The organism is Salegentibacter chungangensis, assembly GCF_042678405.1.
In the GTDB taxonomy this organism is placed as follows: Bacteria; Bacteroidota; Bacteroidia; order Flavobacteriales; family Flavobacteriaceae; genus Salegentibacter_A; species Salegentibacter_A chungangensis.
The window spans coordinates 1257204-1283215 of the sequence record NZ_JBHTLI010000001.1 but is presented as its reverse complement, the minus strand read 5'-3'; the positions used below and the strand labels follow the sequence as shown (position 1 = coordinate 1283215).

Sequence of the window (26012 nt, the reverse complement as noted above, 5' to 3'; positions counted from 1 at the left end):
CTCAAAAATTTTATTTTCTCTTTTTTTGAACTTAATAGCTCTTTTCATTATAAAGTACTCAGGCTTATCCACTGCCAAATATGAAAACTACTTTGCCTTTCCCCTTCCTTATACTTTTCCCACTCCCTATAGACTTCATCCAAGTCAAACCAACCGGCGTAACGACCTTCAGTAAGCCTGTTCAGTTGTTCCTCTACCCAGGAGCTAAGATCATCACCAAGCCATTCCCGTTGTGGGGTTTGAAGTGGCCGTTTTGGAGCATAGGAAATATCTGAAGGCACCAGTTCTTTAACCAGTTCCCGTAAAAGATACTTATGAACATTACCTTTAATCTTAAAATGTTCCGGTTGAGCAAAAGCGAATTCTACCAAACGATAATCTAGAAAGGGTTCCCTGAGTTCGGTACTGTGGGCCATAGAAATACGATCGTTAAACCTTAATGCTCTTGGAATCTTGGTATAAAACAGGTCTCTGTACTGAAGATTCTGAAGTTGATTATCAAAAGGTTCAGGATACTCAGACTTTTCTGCATATTGCATTAAGTCATCACTAAGGCAATGCTTCTTAAACGTAGAGGTATAACCTTTCTGTCCCTGAATGGTAGCTGTAGGATTCCCCGCATAATAATCATATCCGGCCCATTGCTCATCCATTCCCTGCCCGTCTAAAAGCACCAGAATATTATCCTTCCTGGCCTGCTGAAATATCTTTGAATAAGCTATTGTGGGAAAGCCTCCAAAAGGCTCATCCTGAAAAGAACTGATCTTTTCAGAAAGCTCTTCAATCTCCTCGACTTCCAGCCGTACTTTTGACAAAGGGTTTTGAGTTTCATTGATCATTTTCTGAACCCAGGGCAGCTCATCATAGCGTTCATCCCCGGTATAAAAAGTATAGGCCCTGATCTTTTCTTTTTTCTCATATTGATTTACCAGAGCAAGTAGAAGAGAACTGTCAACTCCGCCGCTAATATTGAAGCCTACCTCAACATCTGCCCTGAATCTTAAGGAGATGCTATCCTTTAGAAGCTTAAGATATTCAGATTTGGTCTTTTCAAAATCATCAGACACCTGAATTTTATTAACATTTTCAACAAAATCATACCATCGTTCGATTTTCATGTTTCCGTCCATAAAAGTCAGAAAATGACCTGCAGGTAACTGAAAAATATCCTTATAAAATGTTTCATCAGGGAGTCCATAGGAACCGTATGCAAAATAATTGGCCCAAACCTTTAATGAAGGCTCATTATTTCCAAGAACTGCGGTTATACTTTTGATCTCACTGGCAAAGTAAAATTCTTCAGGAGTTTCTGAATAATAAAATGGTTTAACCCCGAATCTGTCACGGGCCGCAAACAATGACTTTTCTTCAGCATCCCATATAGCAAAAGAAAACATCCCGTTTAGTTTTTCAAGACATTTTTTTCCATAAACGATAAAGGACGCCAGTAAGACCTCTGTATCTGAATTTGTTCTAAAGGTATATTTTGATCCTATTTCAGCTTTTAACTCCTTGTAATTATATATCTCCCCATTAAAAACAAGATGATACCTACCGGAATTATCCAAAAATGGCTGATTGGCAGCGGTGCTAAGATCTACAATGGAAAGCCTGTTATGTCCAAGACAAGCGTAACCTTTATCAGCATAATTACCTGTATTATCGGGACCACGGTGTTTCTGTAGCTCAAGCATTTTATTCAATGCAACATTTCTGTCATAAGGCGATATAATCCCCGCGATTCCGCACATTAAGATTTAGCTTTTAAAATTTTCTCAGCTTTCTCCCAATCGGCTTCAGTATCAAGATTCACATAATCTGAACCGGAATTTTCAACATACCCGATAGTATCTCCATACAGAGAGTTTTGCTTAAGTATCACTTCTGTTTTAGTAAGATAAACTGCCCCGTCCCGATGGAAAGTTTTAGGCAGTTCCTGCCTGCGGGAAATAATTTTCTTCTCCCCAGTGGCGATCTGCAATCTGCCGTTGGTTTCTTCGAATGTCCAGTGTGGATTGAATTCGTGGGGGACTTCCCGAACGCTTACCAGGGAATCATAACTTCCCGATTCAAATTTCCTGATAGCATCATCTATTAAACCTTTGCTTCGGAAAGGGGTTGTAGGCTGGAGCAGACAGACCGCATCAAAATATTCATTGGATGCTGCAAAAAATGCCAGGGTGTGCTTTACAACCTCAATAGACGGAGTATCATCTCTGGAAAAATCAGCGGGTCTTATAAAAGGAGCTTCCACCCCTAGCTGTTTCCCTGTTCTAATAATTTCTTCAGAATCGGAACTCAAAATAGATTTTGTAAGCAGTTTAGAGTCTGCAACTGAATCTACAGTGTAGCCTAAAAGTGGTTTCCCTCCAAGCTTTTTGATATTCTTTCCAGGGATTCCCTTGCTTCCACCTCTTGCCGGTATTATTCCAAGAATCCTCATTAATAACTTATTGTTTTGCTAAAGCTGAGTTCTGATGTCGCTAAGATCTCGGCAATTTTATTTCCGGCATCGCCATCTCCATATATTTGGGAACCAGGATGTTTATCTGAATGAAAAGAATCCTTAACCGCTTCAAATATTTTATCTCTTTGATGGGGCACATCCTTTACATTATTACCTCTCAGTCTTCGGTTCTGTCTTATCCCAATATTAACAACAGGTACTCCCAGGTAAGAACATTCCCTTATCCCGGCACTGGAATTCCCAACGAGAACCTTCGAATGCTTCAGCAATCTCAAAAAATCCAGGGGATCCATATTCTTGAAAAAATGAATGTTTTTTGGCTTCACCATTTCCCTGAAAGTTCTGATCCCGTTTGAGGTTCCATCTGAACCGGCATCTACATTTGGCCAAAACCAGAAGACAGGATAATCCAGTTTATTCACTGCCTCAAGAGTTTCAAGTATATGCTCTCTGGCTTGCCTATATTCGGTAGTTACAGGATGCTGCATAACCACGGCATAACCATTTTTCCAGTCAAGATTTTCCCCAACCCCGCCATACTTTTCAATTGGATCAAAATTGAGATGCTCTTCAGTACAGATCTCTTTGACCAGATCTATGGATGGACAGCCGGTATTAATAACCTTTTCAGGGTCTTCACCCAATTTGATCACCCTGTCCCTGGCTTCTTCGCTTGAAACGAGATGAAGATCGGCCAGTTTCGTGTTAGCATGTCTTACCTTCTCATCTATACTTCCAGTCACCTCTCCCCCCTGAATATGAACAAGTGGAATGTTTTGATAAGCCGCGGCAATGGAAGTGGCGATGGTCTCAAACCTGTCGGCAATGGTAACCACAGCATCCGGTTTGAGGTTATAGAATACATTAGTTAGCTCCATAACGCCAATTCCCGTGGTTTTTGCCATCGTTGTTGGGTTCTCACCCTCCAATACCATAAACACCTTTGCAGCCGCCTTAAAACCATCCCTTTCAATAAAGTCGGCAGCATTCCCATACCGGTCCAACAAGGCGGAACCGGCTATTACCAGCTGAAGTTCCAAAGAAGGATGTTCTTTAATTGCCGTAAGGGCCGATTTTATGCGACTATAAGAAGGTCGGGCGGTTACTACTACACAGATTTTACGTTTCGGCATTATAGTGGACTTATGGTAATTTTAAAATTATAAAAAATGATGGGATTTCAGGTCTATTCCCTTTTTAAATACGCATTCCCTTAATGAACCACAGCCTCAATGGAAATGCTCATTGGTTAAAAAACCCCATTTCTTGAGGTCAGTTTTGAGTTCCTGCCCAATTACCTCCCTGAAGTTTGCGGCATCTATCCCCTTTCTTTTAGGCTTTTTAGCCTCCAGGTCTTCAAACTTAATGATATATCCTTTCTTCAGATCTTTATTTACGGCAAGAGATTTTTCAAATATTGATTTCAATTCCCCGAAGGCGCTATTATCAGATTTATCTACAGGGTGTTTTAATGCATTTGAAATATTATTAACGGAATTAACCAATTTTTCAACTTCACCAATTTCCAGGGAAGAAGATGCATCAGGCCCAAAACTTTTTCTGCTAAAGACGGCATGAAATTCAAGGATTTCAGCACCGAGTGCTGCTGCGGCTATACAGGTCTCTATCTTAGCAGAATGGTCAGAGTATCCTACCTTGACCTGGTATCGCTCTTTTAGCTCCTGAATCACATTCAGGCCATACTTTTCAGGATGGGTTGGGTAAGCAGTTGTACATTGTAAAACACTGTAAGAGACCTTCTTTTCCTTAAGAAATTCAATCATCGCATCCAGTTCAGCGTATGAACTCATTCCGGAAGATAAAATGACCGGTTTTCCTGTTTGAGCAATTTTTTCCAGAAGCAGAAAATTAGAAACTTCGCCAGAACCAATCTTGTATCGTTTAACTCCAAGATCTTCAAGAAGGTCTACAGCTTTGTTGCTAAAGGGCGATGCCAGAAACTCTACTCCTTTTTCATCACAGCTTTCTTTTAAGATCTTCCACTCTTCGGGAGTAAACTCCATTCTTTTCCAGTAATCGAATCTCGTCTTATCCTGCTCTGAGAACTTAACCCTGAAAGGTTCATAGATACTGCTCTCCGCCTCGGCGATATGCACCTGAAATTTTACGGCATCTACTCCGGTTTGAGCAAGGGCTTCAATATAACTTAAAGCCATTCCTAGACTCCCTTCATGGGCCTGACCTATTTCAGCTATTATGAACATACAAGCTAAGTTTTTAAAATAATATTAATAGCTCCGGCCAGTAATTCTTCCTCAGAAAAAACTTGAAAATCCGGATGAATATTTATCTTCTTAAATTTTTTATAGGCATCACTATCGGCATTGGGAACATAAAAATCTAAATGAACCACCTCTAAACCGGCATTTTCAAATATCTCCAAATATTGGGGTAATCTTAGACGATTATGATAATCAAATCTAGTATAATTTTTCTCCCACTCCGATTCACTAAATTTTAAAAAGTCCTGAAGGGATAATGAGCTATCGTCATACGCACGGTGATCGCTGGGGGAAATAAAATGAATAATATGTGTTCCTGCCGGAAATTCAGCTTTAAATTTACAATGCATTCTTTTTAGATCAGCAGGGCTTACATGCTCCAACACAAATCTTGAAAAAATAAGCTGAACTTCCGGCAATCTTATATCATTAATATTTGTTCTGGGATAATAATCTAATTCTTGAGGTAGGGCATACTCAGATTTTTCTGAAGGGAGCAAATCATATTTATATTCCTGTCTTAAAAATTTATTTAATACTTTAATTTTACCTTCCTTAAAATGTTCTTGCAGGTCATAGGTAAATACTTTATCCACCTGCCCTTCGAAAATTAAAAGGTAAGGTAAGATTGGTAACCACCCCGATCCAATTTCAATTACTCTTTTCCCTTTCAGGCTCACCTGCACCTTATTTAAAAGTTCGCTTAACTCGGCATAAGTATTTCTTCCCGAATTTAATTTAAATCCCATATCTCTTTTAGAAATAATTCCCTGAAGAGAATGATATAAATAATCCCCCAAACTAATAGGTAAATGGGACAATACTTTAAACAATAAAAATTTCAGCCTATGATACAATTTCTTTGAAAGAATTTAAATATTTAGATCTAAGACTAGAATACATTTACCCTAAAATTAAGATGAGTTATACATGCCAAACTATTCCAGTTTTTTAAATACAAAGCCTTGGGTAGGACCCAGTGTCTGTTTATTACCAATTTTACCTAACAATTCTTCGGTAAGGAACCTGAATCCCGATTTCAAAAACCTATCGCTAAATCCCACTTCCGGTAATTTAGATTCACCCATTATAGAAAATTCCACTAATTTAAACCCCTCTTTTTCCAGATAAAAATTCAGCACATGAGGCAGAGGAATATATACATGATGTTCACTTAAGTGCTTTGGCTGGAAAGCATATAGTTGATTTTTAAAAAAGAAATCAAACTTACTTTTCTTATAAAAAGGATTAGGCGAACTAATTATTAAATATCCACCCAGGGAAATATGAGCAGTAATATTTCTTAAAGCAAGTTCGGGATTGGCTAAGTGTTCAATAACTTCAAGGCAAATCACAAGACCGGCAGATTTTATACCTTCCGGAGCGGGATCATTTAAGTCCCAAATCCTGGTTTCAGGCATTTTCCTCACCATATCGAACGGCTGCCATTCTAACCCCCTATTTTGTATGATTGGCTTCATCCAGCCAAACCCCGCTCCGATATCAGAAACTGTTTTATTAGGTAACTCCTGAAAAATCTCATCGATTTTCCTTTCCGTCCACTTTCCTCTATTTAAGTTTTTATAGTATTTTACATCTGCTCCATTTTTCATCAGGTCTGCAATATAATTATATTATGAAAATTAAGAGCTTTACAGCCCAAGAGCATTTTTACTTCTTGCTTCTTGTCCGATACCCCTTTAATTCCGGCCGCTTCCAAAATCCATCAATAGTTTGGCATATAGAGCTACTTTAAATAATAAGCACAATTCTAAGATAATTTAATTTTAATTTTCCTAGCACTTTTTAAAAGCTTCATTTTAAAATAAAAAAGAGAGTCTTTGAAAATAACTGGGTTTTTAAAGTTTGATTTAGTATCAATACTATCAAGAATCCTATTAATTCTTAAAGTATGCTTTTCATTTTTCCCGTAAGAGCGAGCAAACCAGGTATGAATTAACAATGGAGTCCCATCTGGGTGAAAAACCTCATTACTAATTTTTTCATCTTCTTTTGTAAAGGTCCTCGAATTGAGGAATAAAAAATGTTCCCCCTTCCTCCTTAACCAAAAATAAAAACAATAATAAGGTTCATAGAGGCTTACTTTATCAAATTCAAATTGCAAATGCTTTAAGCTGTCTGAGAATTCATTTATCTGTATATACTGATTTTCCGAAATTTTCTTTGCATTAAAGAAATCAGATATTTTTTTAAAATTAAGAATTGAAAAAAAAGTATTTATAGCATATGGATTTTTATTCCGATGCTTAATCACACCTCCGTCACGAACCCCACAAACGCTATAATTATTTGCCTTCATAAACTCAATTAAACTAAAAACCGACTCAGAGTTTTCAAATACAACGTCCTCGTCAGCCATAATTAACCAATCGATCCCTTTGTCTTCCAGTTTTTTGAACATATAAAAAATACTATCCAATCCATGCATGCCATTTCTACCATCAATCACATAGGTCCGAATATTCTCCGGGAATAAATTTGAAGTTCTATTATATAGCTCAAAATTGGCTACAGTGGTGATTATAGCTGTTCTATTTAGTAAAGCTTCCAAAACTACTTAGGCTTTTGGTTATTAATCATGAAGTTTGAAGGTTCATTATTTGAGCCTTTATTTATTACAATTAAATTATGGTAAAAATGTATTGAAGTAATATTCAAATCAAAATAATCAGGTTTATAACCGGGTTTGTCAAACTCCTGATAATTTAAACCATCCACAAGGGACTTAAAATAACCTACTATAGAATTTTTATCATTGAGGTTTTCACTCGTACCCCCTTTGTCGGGCCAATAAGAAGTTTGAACGTCTTCAATAAAATAAATTCCTTTTTCATTTAAACGCGGAAACATGAAGTTGAAAGTTTTAATAACATGAGAATTTATATGACTTCCATCATCAACAATTATATCAATTGTTCCTGTTTCATTGCAAACCCTTTTCATAAACTCAAAGTCTACCTGGCTACCTTTAAATATCTTTATTCCTGACTCTTCAAGTGGATATTTATCATAAATATCAATCGCATAGATCATTGATTTTCTAAAGTAAGCTTTCCACATTCTTAAAGAATGCCCGCCAGCTTCAGGGTCTTCATACCCACCAACTCCAATCTCAAGTATATTTAGTTTTTTATTTCGGAACTTATTTAAATGCAATTGATAATGAGGTGTGTAATAATGAATTCCATATTTGTCAGTTTTAAAAATTTTTGCCAATTTATTAAGGTCATTTCTGTAAAAGTAAGCTTCTGCTTTTTCAATTAACCTTATAATTTTAGTCTTTGAACGTCTTGAGATATATCTTCTTGCAACAACTCTTAAATTCATTATTAATAATTTTTAGTTGAAGATTGAGCAGATTGTGGTTTCCAATAAATCTTAGTATCAGACAGTTTTTTCCATTTTTGATATTCGCAATATGTTAAGCCGTTCCGATTACTTTTCAGCTTACCTGCATTTTCTATAATACTGCCCAAAGCAATAAAAAGGTTTGTTATTATTCTTACTTCGCCCGATTCAAATGCTTTAACGAACTGGGTTTTTACTGAATATAAAAATAATCTAAACCCTTTACATTTAGGATAGAATATTATGTAGTTATACCAATCTGCGCGCAAAGCTTTTCTTGCTCTTAGATAGTAATCTTTATCTTTTTTTCTTGCTTTGTTATCTACTCGGTGTTGCACCAAAACAGATGGTAAATAATATACTTCCCAATCCTTTTTAAGAAGCTGAAAAGACGCATAATTTTCTTCTCCATAGAACTCGTACCACGCAGGATAATCCGGTATTTCTCTCCATGCTTCTGTTCTCCACGCATTACCACAGCCCACAAAACTTTTCACCAATTCAGGCTTTTCGTCTGCAATTAAAACCTGGGGGCTATGCTCTCCCCAAAATATTCTAAAAGCAACAACCCCACATCTTGGATTAAGTTCAAAGTAATCCTTGATTTTCTTGAGAGGTTCGTTAGTCAAAAAATTCGCATCGTCATCCAGAGAAATCACATAAGGAGTAGTAACCTTATTCATCAACAGGTTTCTGCTAAATATAAGTCCTTTCTTCACCGGGTTTCTATAAAGCTCAACATCTTGACAATTTAATTTCAGCCATTCCCAAGTTCCATCAGAGGATCCGTCATCGCAAATAAGAAGCTTTATTCCTTGAGTTAAAGTCTTAGATAACGAATCTAAGGTAAACTTTAGGTTTCCAAGCCGATTATGAGTGGTAATAATGAGAGAAAATTCTTTCATCTTATAGCAACTTCTGCAATTCTTCTTTCATATAATGAGGTGACATATATCTTAAAAGATCACTCCTTTCCAAAGTTTGGCGGGAAGAACTTTTCCAACTCTCATATAATTCCTGAATTAGATTAGCAATTTTCTCTATGTCATCTATTTCACTCCAATATTGATAATCATCTCCCAACAATCTCCTAACTTCACTTTTAGAAGGGCCCAAAAGCAAGATAGGTTTATTCGCTTCTATGCAATTGGGAAATTTACCCGGCAAGAATGGACTCAAAGCTGACTTTGATTCCAAGATGATATTCACAGCGGCCTCTTGCTGTAGTTTCAAAACTATATCCTGCTGCAAATAATCGCTGATAATTAAGTTAGGGACTTTCTTTTCGCATTTTTTCAATTCGCTAGTATGATATGAGGAATTACCTATCAGTAACAAGCTCGCATTCTTTTTCGCATCAGGGTTTTTATCCTGGAAGCGTTTAAACCCCTCTATCAAGTGAAAAGGAGGTCTTTGCTTCATCAAATTACCGGCATGCAACAAATTAAATTTACCACTATCGAAAAAAGAAGGCATACTAACCTTTTTTGCCGTTCCCCCAGATATTTGATGGGGAATAATACAGCTTTTTTCGTCTATCCAAGGGAAAAAATTCTGCATCCATTCTTTTAACAAAAGGCTGGGAAAGACCGCTACCGTACAACTTCTTAAGACCTGCTTAAAAAATTCAATTTTCCTTATATAACCAGGTTCAGACCATTTATAGGGCTCAGGATAATAGTGGTGTGGGTATGGATCATGGATATATGCCAACCATTTATCGTGCAGCTCGGGTACATTTAATAAGGCATGATGTGGACGGTAGCTGGCACCTTTACTTAAAGTAAATATCAGATCAGCATCAAAATCATCAACCTCTTTAATACCAGCTACAATACTGCGACTATCGTTAAGAAGAGTAAAGGAGAAACCAAATAAGTTCTCCAGTGGTTGATGCAGGTCTATTTTCAAGTTACGCCTCAGCTTTCTTTCTATTCTACTCAATAGAAAAAGAAGGCTTCTCCTATTCTCTTTAATCTGCATGCATTTTACTTCTGGAAGATGTATCTCTCTGTGGGAGTAATGCAAGACTAAAACGTTATAGCCTATCTTATGAAGATTTTGAATTAGAGCCACATTGGCTTTAGAGCCACTGCTATCCTCTACATTAATAGATTCTGCCACAACCAGAACTTTTATTTCTTCCGGTGACCTCATAATGATTTTAGTAAAATATCAATTATTCTTTCTGATGCCCGGCCATCTCCATATGGATTACTTACTCCTGAATAATCAGGTTTATTTTTTAATAATTCAAGACCTTTCTCGATTATTCGTTCCTTCATTGTTCCGGTGAGAAAAGAAAAACCTGCTTCCACCCCCTCCATTCGCTCTGATACCGAGCGTGTGACTATCACCGGCTTATTGAGACTTGGCGCTTCTTCCTGGATCCCCCCGGAATCAGAAATGATAATATCACATTTCTTCATTAGCCAGATCAAAACAGGATAGGTAACCGGATGAACCAAATGAATATCTGATTGTCCAGCTAATATTTCTTTCACCGGCCCCTGTACTTTGGGATTTAAATGCACCGGAAAAACAACCTGAGCCCCAGACCTTTCTACAAGTTCCAACAGGGCTTCACAAACCTCCCGAATTCCCTGGCCAAAACTTTCGCGCCTATGCCCGGTTACAAGTATTATCTTTTTATCTGCTCGTATTAGATCTTCTAATCTTTTAATTTCTGTGTTGGCAAACCCGTTATTTAACTTAGTAACCGCATATCCCAACGCATCCACTATGGTATTCCCGGATAAATAAATATCTTCCTTCTGAATATTTTCCTGCTGTAAATTAACGCTTGACTGAGGCGTTGGGGTAAAATGAAAATCAGTGATACGGCTAATAAGCTGCCGGTTTCCTTCTTCCGGAAAAGGATGCTTTTTATCAAAGGTTCTCAAGCCTGCTTCAATATGGCCTACCTTAATTTGTCTGTTAAACGCGGCAAAGGATCCTATAAAAGCTGAAGTAGTATCCCCCTGTACCAGTATCATATCAGGTTTTTCCTTCTCTATTACGGCATCTACTTCTTTTAGAACATATGAACTGAGCACATTCAGTTGCTGTCCTGGTTGCATCGCGTTAAAGTCATAATCAGGAGTTATCTCAAAAAAATCTAAAACCTGATCTAACATTTCCCTATGTTGTGCGGTAACACAAACTTTGAAGGGCATCCCTCTTCTTTTCATCTCATGAATAAGGGGTGCCATTTTTATAGCTTCCGGACGGGTTCCAAAACAGATTAAAAACTTCAATTTGATAGCCTTAAAATTTAATTAGTTTTTTCATAGTTTTAAAAAAAGCTGAGCGCAAGGAATATGGTGTATTTAATTTTGGCAGAGAATTACAGACACAAGGTATATTCCTCAAAATTTCACCAGAACCCTGATATTCTCTTATGAATTCGTCCATCTTATTTCCCATATGATAAGCATAGGTCTTAGGTGTAGATAAACGATAAGTTCCAGCCTTATCTGCAAGCTTATCTAAAAAAGATTGTTCATAACCGATATCAAATTTTTTTTCAGGGAAACCTGAGTTTTGATTAAAAAGACCTCTTTTATAAGTTGCCACAAAATGACCTGCGCCAATTATTGCCTTTGTATCACCTTTTAAATAATACTGCTTCTCTTTCCAATTATACTTGTTTTTATCTCTTTTGAGAAGCGCAGGATTTCCCATACCTCTTATAAAAAATTCGCAATCCCTATCGGAAACAACTTTATCGTAGCCAATATTTCTCTTCCAGAAATTATCAAAAAACACCGATGATGTGTAATAAAGCCCCAGGTTTTGTGATGGTACCGGCGATACGACCCCCGCTTTTGGGTGTTCTTTAAAAACTTGAAAAACTGCATTTTCCCAACCTTTAAAGAACAAAACATCGGCATCGGCGATAGTTACAAAAGGCTCATAGCAGGCTCTTGCCTCACTCACTGCAGCATATACCTTCCCCCGGTTTTCTGAATAAGTTACGAGTTTATCGACAACTCCCCTCTCACAGTAAGAATTAATAAGTTCTTTGACCACTCCGGAAGAATGGTTGTCTATTATGCTAACAGCAGTAATTTCGGGATTGACAGTTCTTTCTATCGAATTCAGGGTTTTGCGGAAAATTTCAAGGCTTTCAGAAAAATAGGTGTCGTCCGTTTCCGGGATATAAACAGGTATAATAATCCTGTGGAAATAGGATTTATTTAAACCGGATTTATATTTTTCTGGATTTACACCTTCCCTCATTTTCTAAACCTCAATTTAGCCCTTTGCAGGATACTCTTTTTTTTAGGGGTCACCATTTCATCAAGTTTCGCCTCCCAATTTTCATCCAAATAGTCTTCCAGATTAAAATCAAAATTATTATCCAAGAGGGGTTTACCTTCCTGAACATTGGATTGCTGATAAATATGAAAACAGGGATACTCGGTATTCAGGTAAGCCTGGAATCCCAGAACTGCTGCTCTAATACAGAAATGTTTATCCTCTCCCAGGAATTCAATATTTGAGATCTTTTCAAATGAGACACCGGCTTCAAGAATGTTTCTTGACAACAATGTACAAGCACCTGTAAAATCTACCTCATATGTACCAGGAGTTTTAAACCTCATCAAATCTTCTTTTGAAAATCCCAAATGCTTGGCATACCACGCATTTGGAGTATAAGTAAGGTTACCTTTGAAATGGGTCCAAAATACCGATGCACAAAAATCCAGCTGTTTCGAGACCAGGTTTTTTAAGCAATCAGGATTAATTATCAAATCGGCATCGCTTAAGAACAGATAATCAAAATCGTGTTGTAAAAAATATTGAATAGCCTTATTTTTGATAAGTGTAATTCTCTGGTATAATTGGGGAACCCACCGCTCATTACCCTTATAATTTGAAGCTTTTTCCAAATCAAATTGGTGCAAAAGTGCATTCTTATTATTTTCTACAAATTGCTCTAATATAGTTGAGCTTTCTTCATCTACATTATCATCGAAAAATGAGTAGGTCAATGAAAAGTTTTCCTTATTTATTCCTATCAAACTTCTTAGATGTAACTCAAGAACGTCTGCAGGTTTTCTGACAGGTGTAAAATGCAGGATTTTAGGCATCGACCATTTTTTTAGTCATTCTATTATAGAAGAGGAATGCTAAGAGTTTCATATATCTCAAATCTAACAAATTCAATCGGTTTTTTATATACTCCATTAAGTCTGATATTGACCTGTAGTCAGAATTATTTACCGCCTGTTTAGCCAAAGATTTTAGAATAAAATATGGTGCATTTTCTTGTGTAAGCACCTCTCTAAAAAAGGTTCTTTCAAACAATACCATAGACTCTTTCTTTCGGCTGGTTTCACCGTACAGGTTACTTGTAATTGCTCTATCATGTTTCCTATACCAAAACAACACTTTATCAACCGGCCTGTAATTAATCGTTTCATTTAAGAAGATTCTAAGATAAAATTCCCTTTCTTCCGCATACTCCAGATGTTCACAGAAACGATAATTCTTTAAAACTTCTGCTTTCCAGAGAGGCCCCGGGGAGTTAAGGTCAACCCTATTTAGATAAAAATCCCTTAAAAGCTCATCTGAACAAATATTACAGCTCCCGTCTGACGCCTTATCCAGATCAAACTGAATTGTAGACTTTTTATGGAATTTCCTGTAACAACAGATCGTAAGATCCAGATCTTCATTCTCCATAAAGGGCCGAATTTGCATTTCCAGTTTTTGCGGATGCATAATGTCATCATCATCAAAAAACTGGATGTATTCGGCATTTTTATGAAATGCTATATCAAGGCCATAATTCCTACTTCCCGATAACCCCTTCCTGTATTTATCAGACTTCAAATAATAGGAGAAACGCTGATCTATCTTTATATACTTTTCAATAAGCTGCTTTGTTTCATCTTCAGAAAGATCATCCACTATGATACATTCCCAGTTCTTATAGGTCTGGTTAATTATAGAGTTAAGTGTATCTTCTATGAGATACGCCCTGTTGAACGTGCTAAGCAATATGAAAATCTTCGGAAACTTCAAGCAAGAATTGTTTTAAAAGAACTAATATCTGAATAATCCCAATATAAGCTTTCTGAATATTTTATGGAGATATATCCCTGTTTTAAACTTTAAGTAAGCTTTCCTGTCCAGCTTTTTCAATTTCTGCCCGACCAGCCGGAGGTTTTTGGAATCATATTGGTATAGAAGAAAAAGTCGAAAGAAGTAAACCAGACTAATGGAAGTATGAAGATGATGCTGGTTTAAAAAACTAAAAATTTTCAGCTTGGCTGCCAAAAGATCTGCTTTTCTAACGGTTTCAGCCGAATCGCTTTCTGTTACAGCCCCCGAATGCTTCCTCCGGTAAAAAAGAACTCTGTTAAGACTATCATATTTCGGAGTTTTTTGCATAAACATACATACAAACAAGGCCCATTCTTCAGCATAGTCCAGATCTTCGTCAAATTTGAATGCAGAGGCATAATTGAAGCGAAAAAGCGGATTTTGAGCTACAAATTGAACTTCTCCCAGCAAAAAAGCTTCTCCCAGGTCCAATTTAGCAGGATAGTTAAAAGTAGATCTTAAATCCCAAAGCACATCTTCGCGTTTATTAAAACTTCTCACTCCACACAAACAAAAGGCGAGTTCAGGATCCTCCTGAAGCTTGTTTGCCTGAAGTTCCAGTTTTTCAGGATGCATTATATCATCGTCATCAAAGAATTGGATAAAATCAGCCTTCTTCCTACGCACCAGGTCCAGACCAAAATTTCTACTCCCCGAAAGCCCTTTCTTATATTCATTTGATTTCAGATGGTAAGAAAACCGGGAGTCTTTCGCAGCAAACTTATCTACTACTTCCCGGGTATTATCTTCTGAATGATCATCTATAACTTTACATTCCCAGCCTGTATAGGTCTGCTTCCGGATAGACTCCAGTGTTTCTTCTAATAACCGGGCCCGGTTACAGGTAGCCAAAAGAATATATGTTCTAGGAATATCGCTCAATTTACCAAGGACTTACAGATTAGTTTTATAGTTTCTTTTTTATTGAATTTTTGATGCATTAATATATTCCTTTCCTGTCGCAGAATTCTTAAGACATTCAGAAAAGTATTTGCTTCAGGATGTTGTTTAAGGACCATTCTTAGTTGTCTATAAAGCTCATTCTGCAGTTCTGAATAATTCAGCTCTTTACCACAATATTTTTTGAAATCTTTAGTAATAGCCGCCTTATTATTTAAAAAGAGCCGGAGCGCTGACTTATCATTTTTGAAGAGTTTTAAAAGGAACTCCACACTTAGGCTTTCCCAAGCTAGCTTTTCCTTAAGGTTTAGAAACATTTTACTCAATGCCTGATCGTGCTCTCTGTTCCATTCCCGTTCATTATAAATCTTTGCAGTTAGACTTTCAGGCTGAATCCGATAAGAGTACAAGTTATATTCTATTTTACTATACTTAAAATTCATCCCCGCTCTCAGCCAAAAATCATAATCTTCCACAAGAAAAAGATTCTCATCATAGCCGGAAAGCTCCTCAAAGACTTTTTTCCTGTATAAAAAAGAGGCTCCAATCTGATTTCCGAACAACAAGTACTCAGGTGGCCCGGGATGATGTTCCCTCTTGATGTTTCCATCTGCAAATATCATATCATAATTTGAATAAGAGATATCTGCCTTATTTGCGACAATATTCTGAAAATGCTTTTCCAAAAAGTCTGGCTTCAAAACATTATCATGGCTTGTCCAGGTAATAAAATTCCCATTTGCCCAAGCATGTCCTGAATTTAAACTCCCCGGCAATTTAAGGTTCTCCTTGTTGGAAAAAATCTTAAGCCTGTTATCCTTAGCGGCAAAGGCTCTGCTTATCTCAAGGCTTTTATCCTCTGAAGCATCATCAACAATAATGAGCTCCAGATTTTTATACGTCTGGTTCAAACAGCTCTCTATTGCCTGAGCTAAAAACTCCTGCCCGTTAAAAACAGGGAGAATTATAGATATCAATTCCTCTTGCTTAGACATCGGCAAAGCGGCTTAACTTGAAAAGGTGATTTTTTAATTTGTGGTCCCGACCGGTAAACTTATAAATATATAGTAAAAACAGGAAATAGGCTTCCCATTTGAGATAGGAAAGCGATTTATTCAATACCTTCTCTAATTCTCTTAATTCCGAAATGCTATTCTTAAGAGCATGGTTCCTATATAAAGTTCTCAGAGTATTAAGATAAATTCTGAAAGCCGCATCCACGGTCTCTTTGGCATAATTATTCTCTATCAAAAAACTTAGAATCTTTCTTCTGACCCTTAATTCTGACTTCAGGCTTGCAAGATTGGCTTTATGAAATTGTGTGGTTAGAGAATCTTTATGCCTTCTCACCTTTACATTTACCCCCTTTAACTGTTTCCAGTTCAGGTTAAGGGAAGAAAAAATGCGAAAATGAAAGTCCAGCTCCTGGGCACGGCTCAGGCTTTCATCAAATTTAGTGTTTTTTACAATAGCTCTTTTCCATATTGCTGCCCAATTACCAAAATTGACCTTGCCTGAAAAATAGTCCTGCTCTAATTGATCTATTTTGTTCCTTTGCCGGTGGAACACCACATTATCTTCATTATTAAAGATGTCATAATCACTTACCACCAGATCGGTATCCGGGTACTTCTCAAAAAGCTGTATCCCTTTTGAGACAAATCCGGGAAGCATCAGGTCATCACTATCAAACCAGATGATCCTGTTTCCTTTACTTAATTCGAAACCATAATTTCTGCAGGAATTGGCTCCCTTGAGCCTGTCTTCAGGTAAGCTGAAATATCTTATCCGCGTATCTCTTGAACAGTAAAAACTTAATAATTCTTCAGTATAATCAGTAGACCGGTCGTCTATCACAATACATTCCCAGTTCGTATAAGTTTGACCTTGGATAGAATCCAGGGTCTCCCCGATCAAATGGTCGCGGTTGTATGTTGGAATTATTATGGAAACTAAGTCTTGCAAATCAGGTTAGTCAGTTAGCGCGGTATTATAAATATTCTCCAGCTGTGTACCAAGAATTTTTGAATCGTAATTCTCGATTACAAATTTACGCCCTTTCTTCCCCATTTCTATCCTGAGGGCTTCATTATTAATTAATTCCTCAACTTTATCAGCAAATGTTTCCAGGTCATTTTTCTTAACAACGAAGCCTGTTTCTCCATTAAGCATCCCATATTTCATTCCACCGGCATCTGAAACAATTACAGGTAGCTCCATTGCCTGCGCTTCCTGAATTACAAGCCCTTGGTTTTCAGCTCTTCCATTTGAGTCCGTAATGCCAGGAAAAAGAAAAACATCAGCTTTATTCATAAAGTTAATAATATCTGCCTGCTTTAAAGCTCCGGTCAACAATACCCTTTCTTGAAAACCATATTTATTGATCAGTTCAAGAACCTTGTTCTTTTCCGGTCCTTCTCCAATTATTACTAATTCTGAGTTTGTGTAGCCTCTGTCATTGAGAATATTAAGAATCTCTACTGTCAACTGAGCAGCTTTAAACTTCACCAAACGACCGACGAACAAAAGAAGAAATTTATTCTTAGATCTCCTTATAGAAGCTGGTTTAAACCTGGAGGTATCCAGATCTACCGGAAGCACCCTGGCCGGCTTATTAAAACCAAGTTTGTCAAGTAAAGAAAAAGTATAAGGGGTATTACAAGTGATAACATCTGAAAAAGCAAAAAGGTCTCTATAAACGCTTTTATATTGCTCTAATTTAGCGGGATGGATATCATAACCATGAAAGGTGGTTATAAGCTTCGCGCTTTTCAAATAGCCATAAGCTTTCATTTCTGCAACATAAGCTCCACTCTGACCAAAATGAGCGTGAATTATATCGAATTCACCCTGCTCAAGCATCCACTGATAACGGGTAAAGTAACTCAGGTTAAATGCTTTTTTTCCAAAATTCTTATAACTGAAGATCTTGAAAAGTCTTTTGAAGTCAACATCTTTTCGCCTATCAATAAGGAATTGAAAAAAATTCAGGTAACGCTGAGGTTTTCCTGAAGTAGGCAGGTGATGAAAAATGCTGCTTTCCATAAGCCGGAACTCCTTCACGAGCTCCTGAACGTTCTCAGTTTCATTTTTTTGAAAAGCAAAGATCATTACCTGGTGGCCTCTTTCTTTCAGTTCCACGATCTGATTAACAATAAAGGTTTCAGAAATAGTGGGAAAAGCAGGAACGAGAAAAGCTATCCTTAGTTGTTTCATCTCACCGGGGAATATGAGATTATTTTTTTCCTGATCTTTCTCAAGATAAGTGGTGCACACAAGGACTGCACCTCCTTTATATCCAGATTTTTAAGCCCATAAAGATACAGTTGCATAAAATCTTTCATTCTAGACTGATAATAGGTGATTTCAGTAAACATTCGCCATTTTTTCAGTTGATACGCTTTCATATCTGCGCTATCAAGATAGGGAGATATAAGTTCCTTATAATTCTGAAAAAGATCCTTTATACATTCAAGGTACTGTATCACGTGAGCGCTGTTAACCTCATCAAAAGCCCGGGATACCGATCCTTTCTTATGCACATTCCATTGGGTTGTTACCTCATCTATCTGGTAAAAGGGAAAATCAGCGGCTACTCTCAAGAACAGGTGAGTATCTTCCCAAACCTTATAATCTCTCGGGAACTTGTGTTGTTCCAAAATACTTGAATGTATACATACCGACGTGGGCAATAAAAACTTCTCCCATATAAAAGTAAGAGGGTGATCATATTTTGAAGGATCATAAACAGGACGTGCATTTAATACTCCGTCTTTTTTGACATTCATCCCGGTTGTGAAAAGTCCAGCCGGAAATCTTTCTTTTTCTATATTTTCATAAAGGACCTGAAGATGGTTTTTATAATAAAGATCGTCACTGTCCAGAAAACAAATGTACTTCCCCAAGGCTTTGGAAATCCCAAAGTTCCTGGCTATACTCCTTTCTTCATTCTCTTTGTAAAAGTATCTGATCCTTCTGTCCTTAAAAGCTTTGACTACTTCTTCAGTATTATCGGTAGACCCGTCATCTACCACCAGGCATTCCCAGTCTTCAAATTCCTGTAACAATACAGAATTCAGGGTATTTCCCAAAAAAGATGCCCGATTATAAGAAGGGATTATTATGGAAAAAAAAGGTCTCATAAAATTAAGTATTCCCGGGATGTAGTAAATCTAGTTAAAATTAAGCTACTTAGTGCTGAGAAAATTCTTAAAGCGTCCAAACAAATCATGTACGCGGCTTACCTTATTGACAAGTATCTTTTTCTTAAGATCATTCAATTCGCTTTCCTTTGACTTATACTTGCGTTGTAGTTCATTATATTCTGTCAATAAATTAAGGAAGTTTTTGTCAAAATTTCGCTGTAAATACTCATCTCTTTCCTCCCATCTTAAATGTTTATTACTGCTAACCCCATTTTCATCATAACATACCACAACTAAGTCCAAATGCTGAAAGCTAACTTCAGATCTGCGGAAAGCATCATTAATAAATATCCAATCTGCTATTATTCGATAATCACAATTATACCGGGCTCCATTTTGAAAGAGTCTTTGTCGAAAAAAAATGGCCTGGTGATTAATGGTATGAGTAAGGGATTCAACAAAACCTGTAACCTCAGGCATTTTCTTTATTTGTTTAGCTCCTTTCACCTCAATAAGCACATCACCGTAAACAATATCCTTTTTAGGTTCTGCTTCTATGAATTTTGACAGGACATCTTTACTTACATAGTAATCTCCCGAATTTAGAAAACTAAGATATTTCCCCGAAGCCTGATCAATACCTTTGTTCATGGCATCATATATTCCCTCATCTGGTTCACTAACCCAGTAATCAATTTTACGCTGAAACTTTTCAATATACTCCTTACTTCCATCGGTGGACGCCCCATCAATGACAATGAACTCAAACTCCTGGAAGGTCTGATCGAAAACACTTTGAAGTGTCTTCCTTAACCCTTCAAGATTATTGTAGTTCACCGTAATTATTGATATCCGTAAATTTTGAGACATTTAATTCAGGAATTTATCAGCATACGTAAGAGAAATACCTTCTTCCAGCCCTGTAGAGTATTTCCACCCCAGGCTATTTATCAATGAAACATCAAGTAATTTTCGGGGTGTCCCATCAGGTTTTTTGGTATTCCATTCTATTTCTCCCTTAAAACCGGTGATCCGTTTAATGAGTTGAGCGAGCTCTTTTATGGAAATATCCTTCCCCGTTCCGATATTAACGCTCACATTACCATGATAGGTCTGCATAAGGTGAAAACAGGCTTCTGCAAGATCGTCTACATATAAGAATTCCCTCCTGGGGCTTCCACTCCCCCACACTTCGACACTGTCTTTATTATTGACCTTTGCCTCGTGAAATTTACGCAATAATGCAGGAAGCACGTGAGAATTTTTAAGATCATAATTATCGTTAGGCCCATACAGGTTGGTGGGCATTACAGAAATAAAATTACAGCCGTACTGTAAATTATAGTTCTCGCACATTTTTAAGCCGGCTATTTTTGCGATGGCATAAGGCTCATTGGTTGGCTCCAGGGCTCCGGTAAGCAAATACTCTTCCTTAATAGGCTGAGGAGCCATTTTTGGATAGATACAGGAGGAAGCCAGGAATAAGAGCTTCTTTACCCCGTGAACATAACTCTGGTGGATAATATTACTCTGTATCATCAGGTTCTCATACAGAAATTGACCCCTGTAAGTGTTATTGGCCTCTATCCCTCCAACTTTAGCTGCTGCCAGAAAAACATACTCAGGCTTTTCGGTTTCAAAAAACCCGGCCACCGCTTTCTGATCTTTAAGATCAAGTTCCCCGGAAGCCCTGAATACCAGGTTTGAAAAACCATTGGCCTTCAGGTTCCTTACAATGGCAGAGCCAACCATCCCGGTATGTCCGGCTATATAAATCTTTGAAGCCTTCTCCATAGTCTTAAAAATTATTCGTGGTAATTCAGGGTATCGTGCCCGCCATCCCTGAGGTATTTCTCCTTCTGGAAAAGCCTGATATCAGCATCCATCATCTCCCTCACCAGTTCTTCCAGGTTATATTTTGGAGTCCAGTCCAGTTTCTCCCGGCATTTTGAGGCATCCCCTATAAGCAGGTCTACCTCGGTAGGCCTGTGGTAATCCGGGTCTATCCTTACCACCTGCATTCCCTCAGGGAGTTGAAATTCAGGATCTGAACAGGCAGTGACTATTCCAACTTCTTTAACTCCTTCACCCTTAAATTCAAGGCTGATCCCTACTTCTGCGAATGCCAGTTTTACAAAATCACGCACCGATGTGGTCACGCCTGTGGCAATCACGTAATCATCGGGCTTTTCCTGCTGCAGCATCAGCCACATAGCTTCCACATAGTCCTTAGCGTGCCCCCAGTCGCGCCTGGCATCCAGATTCCCAAGGTGAAGGGTTTCCTGCATCCCTAAAGCGATCCTTGCTGCCGCGCGGGTAATCTTGCGGGTAACAAAGGTCTCACCCCTCAAGGGAGATTCGTGGTTAAAGAGGATGCCGTTGCAGGCAAACATATTATAGGCTTCCCTGTAATTTACGGTGATCCAGTAGCCATAGAGTTTAGCTACTCCATAAGGACTTCTGGGATAAAAAGGCGTGTTCTCGGTCTGAGGCACCTGCTGTACCAAACCATATAGTTCTGAGGTAGATGCCTGATAGATCTTTGTTTTATGTGTCAGTCCCAGTAAACGCACAGCCTCAAGGATCCTAAGGGTTCCGAGGCCGTCTACATTTCCGGTATATTCCGGGGTTTCGAAACTTACCTTTACGTGGGACATCGCCCCCAAGTTATAGATCTCATCGGGCTGCACCTCCTGGATAATTCGGGTAAGGTTCATAGAATCGCTGAGATCCCCAAAATGTAATTTAAACCGGATATCTTCCTCGTGGGGGTCCTGGTATAAGTGATCTACCCTCTCGGTATTGAACATAGAAGACCGGCGTTTGATCCCGTGAACCTCATAGCCCTTAGATAGTAATAGTTCAGCTAAATAGGCCCCGTCCTGACCGGTGATGCCCGTGATGAGTGCTTTTTTCATAAATAATTAAATTAATACAGCCTCCAGCCCCCCAAAATTAAAGCTTTTTACAAACTATATTTTATAAGTAATTGTGGTTAGCCTATTTCTCCAATATACTCTTATAAAGTTTAATATATCTGTCAGCCTGTTTTTTCGCATTGTAGTTCTCAACTGCTTTAGCCCTGATACTTTCTTTAGAAAACTTATCAGGGTTATTAAGGAAGTAAGATATGGCTTCAGCTAATCCGGAAACGCTAATATCTTTTGCTAACAACCCATTTTCTTTGTCCTTGATCATTTCAACAATACCTCCAACCGGAAAGCCGATAACAGGAGTGCCACACATTAAGGACTCAATTACCGTATTTGGTAAATTATCTATTAGAGAAGGAATTACAAAAGCATCTGCAGCATTATATGCCGCACTCATTAACCTCTCATCTCTAATGAATCCCAGATTCAAAATACCTGAACCGCTCTTTAATTCAGTAACCGTATTACCAATCGCACACAAAATCACATCTTTCCTGTCAGATATATGTTCGAAAGCTTTTTTCAGATAAATAAAGCCTTTGCGATGGTTATCTATGGAGTCAGCAACAAACAATATTACTTTTTTATTTTCCGGAATGTTTAATAATTGACGGGGAAAAAATTTATCCAGAGGTTTGTAAATATCCTTATCCAAACCATTTGGAATATGATGCACCGGGTAAGAATTGAAAAGCTCACTTTTTTTTGCCTCCTCTGCCAACCATCTGGATGGAGCAACTATGTTTAAGTCATTGAATTGACTTATTGCTTTTTTCTTTAGTTCAAGGTTGAATTCGGACTTTATTTTTTCCTCTTTAGAGACCTGCCTAAAACTTGGTTTCCCATTCTGGTCTATCCCCAGGAATTCTTCTATATAATGCTCTCCTCCGGTAAAAGGATTCATATCGTGCAAGGTCCATACTACCGGTTTTGTGTTGTTTTCGAAGAAAGATTTAAAATCCAAGAAATTAGCTACCCAATGAAGGTTAATTATATCTGCTTCTTTGTATAAAGTTGATTCGGTAATATCAAAATCTGAAGATGGAAAACTAAACAGTTCTAGTTCTGAAGACCGTACAGAGAGAAATTTTTGTTCCTCACTAAGCCCAACTGGAGACTTGTAAAGCTTTAGTTCTTTTGCTAAACGCAAAGCTTTATTTTGAAGCTTCTCTGTTAAACTTAAGCTTTTAAGTTTTGATTCGAACAAATAGGACTTTGGCCAATTATTCTCTTTGCCTCTCAACAAAACTTTTGAATCTACATCCTGTGATCTTAGAACTAAGTGTAGACGCTTACAAGCATTTGCCGCACCTCCTTTGTCTAATGTGTTTACATGAAGTATTTTCACTTTTAGTTTTCTTTAAATCCGTATATATTCAACTGCATATCCATGTTATTATAGACATTCAATTTAACAAATGGAGACTTACTGGAAATACCCGGTGAGTTAATGTGGAGTCTAAACCCTGTTTTGATCAAGATACTTAAAATTTCGTCTATGTTCTGCGGTTTATCTTTAAAGGAATGGTATTCAATAAAAATGCGCTTAACTTTGTTTAAATTAGGCTGTATATCTTTTAAAACTGCGGTTTCTGCACCTTCTATATCCAACTTTAAAAGATCTACTTCCTGATTTAAAAACCTATTTAGAGAAACAGTCCCTATTTTGGCAGAAGCCTTATTAGTATTATCGATCGCTGATAATAGTCCGCCATCGGCTCCTTCAGACCAAAAATCCAATTCTTTTTCTTTATCCCATAAAGCTTTATTGCGCATTTCTAGTTCCTGATAATTGAACTTCTCCAGATTCCCTTTAAGTATTTCAAAAATTTCGGGATCGGGTTCAAAGGCAATTATCCTAGAGTCAGGATATAAATTTTTAAAATAGATCGTAGAAAGTCCAATATTCGCTCCTCCATCAATGATATATGGCTTTTTCTTTCCTGTATAAAACTTATAGATTTCTTGTACAAAAATCTCCCTGTACATAAAATTAAAAGATGCCAGATCTGGAATATCAATTTCCACACCAAGAAGTTCCTTTCTAGTTCTTGTATAACGGGGAAATTGAGATAAGTGCTCTTGATCCTTACTATCGCGGTTTAATTTACGGCGGGCGAATTGAATAAATTCCGGCGGAATTGTTCGTTTTAAAAAACCCTTGAACCCTTTTCCCTTATTTTTTTGGGAATGATAAGTACCTTGCTTAGTATTTTCCACAATATCGCTATCTAAAACAAGCCTTTCCCAGTTTACTTCTATTTTCTTATTTAGTTTTGGATTTGTTTTATGATGAAAAGGCATTGAAAAACCAGAATGAACACCTGTACCATCAAAACCCATATTTAGAAGTAATGAAGTATTTGGAAATAAAAAGACTCCTTTTTCCAGGTACATAGAAACATAAAAACGTATTGCCCAAGAATCTATTTTACCCTTTACCTCATCCTGAAACATATTGTAAAAGGAAATATTGCCAAAATCAAGCTCTGCACTAATCCCCTTTGAATTTAGTTTTCTATTTAATTCATCAGCATCAAAATTAATCCTATCCCATCTGTCAGACCAGGTAGCATACCCCCAGGAACTCATGATGGGTAAAAAGAAAGTAGGTTCCTGAATAGTACTTACAGAATGAAATTTATATGCGGAAATCCCAAAAACTTCCTTTTGTTCCTCATATACGTCTAAACCTTCATTTAGAAATTCTAAAAAATGTTTACCTATTACCAGGTCATCTTCAAGGACAATTACTTTTCCATGCTTTGAAATAATTTCTGAAACACCAGATATTACAGATTGAGCTAAGCCCAAATTCTCTTCTCTCTCAATAATTTCGACTTCTCCACACCAGTTTTCCTCCTGTATGAGCTGTCTGACTTCCTTAATTCTGGAAATTTCGTCATAGTCGGCATTTAGTTTAGGCCCATCACTAAAAATGTAAAGTTTGCTCTCTCTGGCCAGGCTATTGGACTTTAAAGATTCAAGTACCTGCCTGGTATGCCAGGGCCGGTTATAGACAAATAATATGACAGGAGCTAATTCGCTTTTCATTTAGTTGAGAGATCAAAAAATGATATTAAAATTAAAAATTTTGAATTTTCTTATTTCTTTTTGAGCTTATAACCAAAATACTTTTCAAGCCTATATATTCGGCCGTATAATATTCAATATCTTTCTTCCTCAATTCTAGCATTATTAAGTCAGCCGTTTCCTTTTCACCCTGCCGGTCATAGTCATCTATCAATAAAATAAAATCATCTTCAGGCCGAAAATCTTCTGCGAGTTTATATGCATCAAACCGTGAGAAGTTTTTACTTCCATGCGGTCCATCAATTAGATAGAAATCAAATTTTTGTTCAATAATTTTAGACAATGAGGTGTATACATTAACCTTCTTTCCTTTAACTTCTTCAACACCTATAGGGGATAGTAAAACCTTACTATTATCAGAAAGTTTAAAGTTTTCGAGAAAATTAATCTTCCAATCCTCATCTTGTTCAATTATAAGGTGGGTTGAATTTTTTAAATAATTCTCAATAAAGACTGATATAAATTTGCTCGATTCTCCTAAGCCAAGTTCCAAGATCCTTTTTGGCTTCAAATCATTTAAAATTCTAAAAAGAATATAGAAAAGGGTATAATTCCCAGCCCACCTACCAATATTCAATGGAAGCTCTTCTAAAGCCACTTTACCTTTAATAGAATCGTGAAAGATATTAGCCCAGATTATCTCTTGGTTTTGCAAGATAATTTCTCTGTTCTGCCGGAGAATTTCGCTATTTTGCCGGCTGATTCTATTATATTGATCTTGGTTCAATTTTAGAAATCCTTTAATTTT

The 26012-nt window shown here is 37.3% G+C and carries 25 protein-coding genes; all 25 read right to left on the bottom strand.

What is annotated here, in order from left to right:
* Positions 1 to 47: 47 nt before the first annotated feature.
* Positions 48 to 1751, bottom strand: coding sequence for an asparagine synthase (glutamine-hydrolyzing) (asnB, locus tag ACFQ3Q_RS05745; RefSeq protein ID WP_380743827.1), 1704 nt, complete (start codon positions 1749 to 1751; stop codon positions 48 to 50).
* Positions 1751 to 2443 (bottom strand): acylneuraminate cytidylyltransferase family protein, encoded by a 693-nt coding sequence (locus tag ACFQ3Q_RS05740; protein ID WP_380743825.1) that lies wholly within the window; start codon positions 2441 to 2443, stop codon positions 1751 to 1753. The genes asnB and ACFQ3Q_RS05740 overlap by 1 nt, the downstream gene beginning before the upstream one ends.
* Positions 2443 to 3600 (bottom strand): UDP-N-acetylglucosamine 2-epimerase, encoded by a 1158-nt coding sequence (gene neuC, locus ACFQ3Q_RS05735; protein ID WP_380743823.1) that lies wholly within the window; start codon positions 3598 to 3600, stop codon positions 2443 to 2445. The genes ACFQ3Q_RS05740 and neuC overlap by 1 nt, the downstream gene beginning before the upstream one ends.
* A gap of 96 nt (positions 3601 to 3696) precedes the next feature.
* Positions 3697 to 4692, bottom strand: a complete 996-nt coding sequence (locus ACFQ3Q_RS05730) for an N-acetylneuraminate synthase family protein (protein WP_380743821.1) — start codon at positions 4690 to 4692, stop codon at positions 3697 to 3699.
* A gap of 5 nt (positions 4693 to 4697) precedes the next feature.
* Complete coding sequence (locus tag ACFQ3Q_RS05725) at positions 4698 to 5543, bottom strand: hypothetical protein (RefSeq protein ID WP_380743820.1); 846 nt, start codon at positions 5541 to 5543, stop codon at positions 4698 to 4700.
* Between the two features lie 105 nt (positions 5544 to 5648).
* Positions 5649 to 6323 carry a class I SAM-dependent methyltransferase gene (locus ACFQ3Q_RS05720; protein WP_380743818.1) on the bottom strand — a complete coding sequence of 225 codons (675 nt, stop codon included), beginning with the start codon at positions 6321 to 6323 and terminating at the stop codon, positions 5649 to 5651.
* Between the two features lie 158 nt (positions 6324 to 6481).
* Entirely contained in the window at positions 6482 to 7282 is an 801-nt protein-coding gene (locus ACFQ3Q_RS05715) for a hypothetical protein (protein WP_380743816.1), read from the bottom strand.
* 2 nt (positions 7283 to 7284) lie between these two features.
* On the bottom strand, positions 7285 to 8058 hold the full coding sequence (locus tag ACFQ3Q_RS05710; protein ID WP_380743814.1) for a class I SAM-dependent methyltransferase: 774 nt from the start codon (positions 8056 to 8058) through the stop codon (positions 7285 to 7287).
* Positions 8059 to 8060: 2 nt separating this feature from the next.
* Positions 8061 to 8984 (bottom strand): glycosyltransferase family 2 protein, encoded by a 924-nt coding sequence (locus ACFQ3Q_RS05705; protein WP_380743813.1) that lies wholly within the window; start codon positions 8982 to 8984, stop codon positions 8061 to 8063.
* A gap of 1 nt (position 8985) precedes the next feature.
* The gene (locus ACFQ3Q_RS05700; RefSeq protein WP_380743811.1) at positions 8986 to 10236 is read right to left on the bottom strand and encodes a UDP-glycosyltransferase; all 1251 of its coding nucleotides are present in this window, start codon (positions 10234 to 10236) and stop codon (positions 8986 to 8988) included.
* Positions 10233 to 11336: a non-hydrolyzing UDP-N-acetylglucosamine 2-epimerase gene (gene wecB / locus ACFQ3Q_RS05695; RefSeq protein ID WP_380743809.1), complete on the bottom strand. Its 1104-nt coding sequence runs from the start codon at positions 11334 to 11336 to the stop codon at positions 10233 to 10235. Before wecB ends, ACFQ3Q_RS05700 begins: the two co-directional genes overlap by 4 nt.
* 10 nt (positions 11337 to 11346) lie before the next feature.
* Positions 11347 to 12321 (bottom strand): glycosyltransferase family A protein, encoded by a 975-nt coding sequence (locus ACFQ3Q_RS05690; protein ID WP_380743807.1) that lies wholly within the window; start codon positions 12319 to 12321, stop codon positions 11347 to 11349.
* Positions 12318 to 13175 carry a hypothetical protein gene (locus tag ACFQ3Q_RS05685; protein WP_380743805.1) on the bottom strand — a complete coding sequence of 286 codons (858 nt, stop codon included), beginning with the start codon at positions 13173 to 13175 and terminating at the stop codon, positions 12318 to 12320. The genes ACFQ3Q_RS05690 and ACFQ3Q_RS05685 overlap by 4 nt, the downstream gene beginning before the upstream one ends.
* A complete protein-coding gene (locus ACFQ3Q_RS05680; RefSeq protein ID WP_380743802.1) occupies positions 13168 to 14112 on the bottom strand; it encodes a glycosyltransferase family A protein in 945 nt (314 codons plus the stop codon). Before ACFQ3Q_RS05680 ends, ACFQ3Q_RS05685 begins: the two co-directional genes overlap by 8 nt.
* 21 nt (positions 14113 to 14133) lie before the next feature.
* Positions 14134 to 15075 (bottom strand): glycosyltransferase family 2 protein, encoded by a 942-nt coding sequence (locus ACFQ3Q_RS05675; protein ID WP_380743800.1) that lies wholly within the window; start codon positions 15073 to 15075, stop codon positions 14134 to 14136.
* Positions 15072 to 16088, bottom strand: a complete 1017-nt coding sequence (locus ACFQ3Q_RS05670) for a glycosyltransferase family 2 protein (RefSeq protein WP_380743798.1) — start codon at positions 16086 to 16088, stop codon at positions 15072 to 15074. The genes ACFQ3Q_RS05675 and ACFQ3Q_RS05670 overlap by 4 nt, the downstream gene beginning before the upstream one ends.
* Positions 16081 to 17058 (bottom strand): glycosyltransferase family 2 protein, encoded by a 978-nt coding sequence (locus tag ACFQ3Q_RS05665; protein ID WP_380743796.1) that lies wholly within the window; start codon positions 17056 to 17058, stop codon positions 16081 to 16083. Before ACFQ3Q_RS05665 ends, ACFQ3Q_RS05670 begins: the two co-directional genes overlap by 8 nt.
* Before the next feature lie 6 nt (positions 17059 to 17064).
* Positions 17065 to 18309, bottom strand: a complete 1245-nt coding sequence (locus ACFQ3Q_RS05660; protein WP_380743794.1) for a glycosyltransferase — start codon at positions 18307 to 18309, stop codon at positions 17065 to 17067.
* Positions 18306 to 19235: a glycosyltransferase family 2 protein gene (locus ACFQ3Q_RS05655; protein WP_380743792.1), complete on the bottom strand. Its 930-nt coding sequence runs from the start codon at positions 19233 to 19235 to the stop codon at positions 18306 to 18308. The genes ACFQ3Q_RS05660 and ACFQ3Q_RS05655 overlap by 4 nt, the downstream gene beginning before the upstream one ends.
* A 45-nt stretch (positions 19236 to 19280) precedes the next feature.
* Positions 19281 to 20108, bottom strand: a complete 828-nt coding sequence (locus ACFQ3Q_RS05650; RefSeq protein ID WP_380743790.1) for a glycosyltransferase family 2 protein — start codon at positions 20106 to 20108, stop codon at positions 19281 to 19283.
* Positions 20109 to 21032, bottom strand: coding sequence for a GDP-L-fucose synthase family protein (locus ACFQ3Q_RS05645; protein ID WP_380743788.1), 924 nt, complete (start codon positions 21030 to 21032; stop codon positions 20109 to 20111). It lies immediately after the preceding gene.
* Between the two features lie 11 nt (positions 21033 to 21043).
* Positions 21044 to 22156, bottom strand: a complete 1113-nt coding sequence (gmd, locus tag ACFQ3Q_RS05640; RefSeq protein WP_380743786.1) for a GDP-mannose 4,6-dehydratase — start codon at positions 22154 to 22156, stop codon at positions 21044 to 21046.
* Between the two features lie 82 nt (positions 22157 to 22238).
* A complete protein-coding gene (locus ACFQ3Q_RS05635) occupies positions 22239 to 23519 on the bottom strand; it encodes a glycosyltransferase (protein WP_380743784.1) in 1281 nt (426 codons plus the stop codon).
* Positions 23520 to 23521: 2 nt separating this feature from the next.
* Positions 23522 to 25225: an FkbM family methyltransferase gene (locus ACFQ3Q_RS05630; RefSeq protein ID WP_380743782.1), complete on the bottom strand. Its 1704-nt coding sequence runs from the start codon at positions 25223 to 25225 to the stop codon at positions 23522 to 23524.
* Between the two features lie 31 nt (positions 25226 to 25256).
* On the bottom strand, positions 25257 to 25991 hold the full coding sequence (locus ACFQ3Q_RS05625; protein WP_380743780.1) for a hypothetical protein: 735 nt from the start codon (positions 25989 to 25991) through the stop codon (positions 25257 to 25259).
* Between the last annotated feature and the right edge of the window lie 21 nt (positions 25992 to 26012).

What these genes read in the sequence shown, in the direction of transcription:
- neuC (WP_380743823.1), bottom strand. Translation starts at nt 3,600, where the DNA reads ATGCCGAAACGTAAAATCTGTGTAGTAGTAACCGCCCGACCTTCTTAT.
- asnB (WP_380743827.1), bottom strand. Translation starts at nt 1,751, where the DNA reads ATGTGCGGAATCGCGGGGATTATATCGCCTTATGACAGAAATGTTGCA.
- ACFQ3Q_RS05685 (WP_380743805.1), bottom strand. Translation starts at nt 13,175, where the DNA reads ATGCCTAAAATCCTGCATTTTACACCTGTCAGAAAACCTGCAGACGTT.
- ACFQ3Q_RS05645 (WP_380743788.1), bottom strand. Translation starts at nt 21,032, where the DNA reads ATGGAGAAGGCTTCAAAGATTTATATAGCCGGACATACCGGGATGGTT.
- ACFQ3Q_RS05740 (WP_380743825.1), bottom strand. Translation starts at nt 2,443, where the DNA reads ATGAGGATTCTTGGAATAATACCGGCAAGAGGTGGAAGCAAGGGAATC.
- ACFQ3Q_RS05690 (WP_380743807.1), bottom strand. Translation starts at nt 12,321, where the DNA reads ATGAGGGAAGGTGTAAATCCAGAAAAATATAAATCCGGTTTAAATAAA.
- gmd (WP_380743786.1), bottom strand. Translation starts at nt 22,156, where the DNA reads ATGAAAAAAGCACTCATCACGGGCATCACCGGTCAGGACGGGGCCTAT.
- ACFQ3Q_RS05670 (WP_380743798.1), bottom strand. Translation starts at nt 16,088, where the DNA reads ATGTCTAAGCAAGAGGAATTGATATCTATAATTCTCCCTGTTTTTAAC.
- ACFQ3Q_RS05710 (WP_380743814.1), bottom strand. Translation starts at nt 8,058, where the DNA reads ATGAATTTAAGAGTTGTTGCAAGAAGATATATCTCAAGACGTTCAAAG.
- ACFQ3Q_RS05705 (WP_380743813.1), bottom strand. Translation starts at nt 8,984, where the DNA reads ATGAAAGAATTTTCTCTCATTATTACCACTCATAATCGGCTTGGAAAC.
- ACFQ3Q_RS05730 (WP_380743821.1), bottom strand. Translation starts at nt 4,692, where the DNA reads ATGTTCATAATAGCTGAAATAGGTCAGGCCCATGAAGGGAGTCTAGGA.
- ACFQ3Q_RS05720 (WP_380743818.1), bottom strand. Translation starts at nt 6,323, where the DNA reads ATGAAAAATGGAGCAGATGTAAAATACTATAAAAACTTAAATAGAGGA.
- ACFQ3Q_RS05700 (WP_380743811.1), bottom strand. Translation starts at nt 10,236, where the DNA reads ATGAGGTCACCGGAAGAAATAAAAGTTCTGGTTGTGGCAGAATCTATT.
- ACFQ3Q_RS05650 (WP_380743790.1), bottom strand. Translation starts at nt 20,108, where the DNA reads ATGTCTCAAAATTTACGGATATCAATAATTACGGTGAACTACAATAAT.
- ACFQ3Q_RS05660 (WP_380743794.1), bottom strand. Translation starts at nt 18,309, where the DNA reads ATGAAACAACTAAGGATAGCTTTTCTCGTTCCTGCTTTTCCCACTATT.
- ACFQ3Q_RS05630 (WP_380743782.1), bottom strand. Translation starts at nt 25,225, where the DNA reads ATGAAAAGCGAATTAGCTCCTGTCATATTATTTGTCTATAACCGGCCC.
- ACFQ3Q_RS05655 (WP_380743792.1), bottom strand. Translation starts at nt 19,235, where the DNA reads ATGAGACCTTTTTTTTCCATAATAATCCCTTCTTATAATCGGGCATCT.